Origin of the sequence: Methanobrevibacter sp., assembly GCF_045126245.1 — an archaeon.
Taxonomy (GTDB): domain Archaea; phylum Methanobacteriota; class Methanobacteria; order Methanobacteriales; family Methanobacteriaceae; genus Methanocatella.
In genome coordinates this window covers 1-2798 of the sequence record NZ_JBGVOG010000132.1, presented here as the reverse complement: position 1 = coordinate 2798, position 2798 = coordinate 1, and the positions used below count along the sequence as shown (strand labels likewise).

Genomic DNA, 2798 nt, shown 5'->3' with positions numbered 1-2798 from the left:
ATGCAGGCAATCCGACAGGTTAAGGGCCAACAAATTGTCTTTAAAATTAAAGAAAATGATTGAAAACAAGGAATTCATGTTATAGTGATGCTTATGACTACTCAAAAGATAACGGATTCACCAATTGATTTTGCCGAAGAGATAATTTCGGATGTTAAAAATTCAAAAGAGGAGGGTGTTTTAAAGTGCGTACAGTGTGGAATGTGCACATCCACATGTCCTGCGGCACGTCACTCCGATTATAATCCGAGAGACATTATAGAAAGAGTTCTTGAAGGGGACATATCAATTCTTGAGGATGACAATATCTGGAATTGCTTTTACTGTTATACCTGCCATAGCGTCTGTCCGGTGGGAAACAGCGTATGCGAAGTCAATCAAATCCTAAAACAGTTTGCAATATCAAATGGAATTGCATATGATAAGCTTTATGAATATATGGGATTTGCGGATAGCTACTTTACAGCAGCTATTGGAGCAATTCCTGAAATATTTTTCGATGATATTGCCCGTGACGTTCCGGGCTGGTGGGATTTCAGACAGAATTTAGGTGAAATCAGGGATGAGCTGGAACTTGAACCTCCATTGATGCCGCCGAAAGAGGTCATCGATGAGGTAAGCACAATTTTAACAATAACCGGATTTAAAGACCGTATTGAAAAGATAAGGGCATCTCAGGAGGGAGAAGATGAAGGAGATTCCTGATAAGAATATACTTTTGTTTAGAAGCTGTCTGGTAAGCGTTGAATATCCCGGCGTAGAATCATCCACAAAATTCGTATTTGACAAGCTGGGCATCGATTATGCGATTTCAGAAAAGCAGACCTGCTGCACAGGACTCGGTTACTATTCCGATGTATTCAATCAGATTGACACATCTGCAATAGGAGCCCGTAATTTTAGGATAGCCAGGGAACTTGGAAGGCCTAATCTGGTGATGATGTGTGCGACATGCTATGCAATCAATAAAAAATCCGTAAAACTGCTGAATAAAAGGGATGATTTGAGGCAGCATATCAATCAATTATTCGATGAAAACGGTTTAGGACATCTGAAATATGAAAAGGATGACCTGAAACCTACAGAAAATATTTTTCATGTTGTAGATATCCTATACAATAAGATTGATGAGATTCCGGATAAAATAAAATATGATTTAAGCGATTATACTATAGCCACCCATCACGGATGCCATTACTGCAAAGTGCATTATGAGGATACTGTCGGCGGAGTGAGGGACCCTAAAGTTCTGGATGAATTGGTTGAAGCTTGCGGATGCGCTACAATAGGATGGTATGACCACAAAAGGGCAACCTGCGGAACAGGTTTCAGGCAAAGGTATTCCAATCCAGATTTGTCATTTACTGCAACAGCAGATAAGATGAATGCCATTGAGGATGAAGACGTGGACATTTTGGTCCATTTATGTCCGAACTGCCATATTCAGTTTGACAGATACCAGCATCTGATTGGCGAGAGGGAAGGCAGGAAATTCAAGGCCATTCATTTGAATATAGCACAGTTCATAGCATTGGCTATGGGAGGAGATTTAGATAAGGTTATCGGTGCAAAAGCACACACTACTCCAATAGATTCCATTATCAAAGAGTTGAGGGAGGTTAAAAAATGAGGGATGATTTGAAAGTTGGCGTTTTTTTATGTGAATGCGGAGGAAATATTTCGGATACAATTGATTTGGATGAAGTGAGAAAATCACTGGATGTTGAATTCATCGGACAGTTTGAAAACTTATGTTCACTTAACGGGCGTAAGATTATCCGTGATGCAATATTTGACCATGATTTGGACCGTGTAGTTGTGGCAGCATGTTCACCCATCAGTCATGAAAAGACTTTTCAGGATTATGTAAAACCTCTCAATCCCTATTTGATGGACATGGCAAACATAAGGGAACAGTGTTCATGGGTGCATTCGGATAAGGAAAAAGCCACTCATAAGGCAATCACTTTAATTAATGCTTCAATAGAAAAGGTAAAGCAATCCGATGCTGTAGATCCTATTTACTGTCAGACTCCTAAGGAAGTGGCGGTGATTGGTGGTGGAATTGCCGGAATGAATGCCGCACTTTCTTTAGCAAAACAGGGAACAAAAGTAACCATAGTTGAGAAGTCCCCTTCAATCGGAGGGCACATGGCAAAAATCGGTAAGGTTTTCTCACCTGTTAAAATTGCTGAAGAATGTGGAATGTGCCTTTTAAATCCAATCCTGAATGAACTGGTCTGGAATGAGAATATTGAAGTGATGACCAACGCCAAGGTAATTGAAGCCGAAAGAAGGGCCGGAACATATAATCTGATTGTTGAGCAGTCTCCAAGATATGTTGACCCAGACAAATGCATTGCATGCGGCAAATGTGCAGAAGTTTGTGAAGTGGAAGTTCCGAATGACTGGAACGACAATCTGTCAATGAGAAAAGCTATTTACAGGCCTTTCGGACAATCATATCCTGAAAGCTATGTCATTGATATGGATAACTGTTCAAAATGTGGGGACTGTTTTAGAACATGTAACATGAAGGCAATCAGACTTAAAGGAAAGCCAGAAAAGTCCCTTTTGCAGGTTGGTTCCATTATCGTTGCAACAGGCCACAAGCTCTTTGACATGGAAAAGCGTCCTGAATATGGATATACCAGATATGATGATGTAATAACACAATCCGAACTGGGTCGTATCACAGGCGTAAACGGACCTACAAAGGGCAAACTCCTGAAGGCCAACGGCGAAGTTCCGAAGCGTGTCGTAATGATACAGTGTGTTGGTTCAAGGGATGAAAAGCC

At 40.7% G+C, this 2798-nt stretch carries 3 protein-coding genes; all 3 read left to right on the top strand.

The window, feature by feature from the left end:
- Nucleotides 1-93 precede the first annotated feature (93 nt).
- A complete protein-coding gene (gene hdrC / locus ACJMLZ_RS09515; RefSeq protein WP_405305387.1) occupies nucleotides 94-705 on the top strand; it encodes a ferredoxin:CoB-CoM heterodisulfide reductase subunit HdrC in 612 nt (203 codons plus the stop codon).
- Nucleotides 689-1630: a ferredoxin:CoB-CoM heterodisulfide reductase subunit HdrB gene (gene hdrB, locus ACJMLZ_RS09510; protein WP_405305386.1), complete on the top strand. Its 942-nt coding sequence runs from the start codon at nucleotides 689-691 to the stop codon at nucleotides 1628-1630. Before hdrC ends, hdrB begins: the two co-directional genes overlap by 17 nt.
- A partial coding sequence (locus tag ACJMLZ_RS09505) for an FAD-dependent oxidoreductase (protein WP_405305385.1) occupies nucleotides 1627-2798 on the top strand: 1172 nt, incomplete at its 3' end. The genes hdrB and ACJMLZ_RS09505, both read left to right, overlap by 4 nt.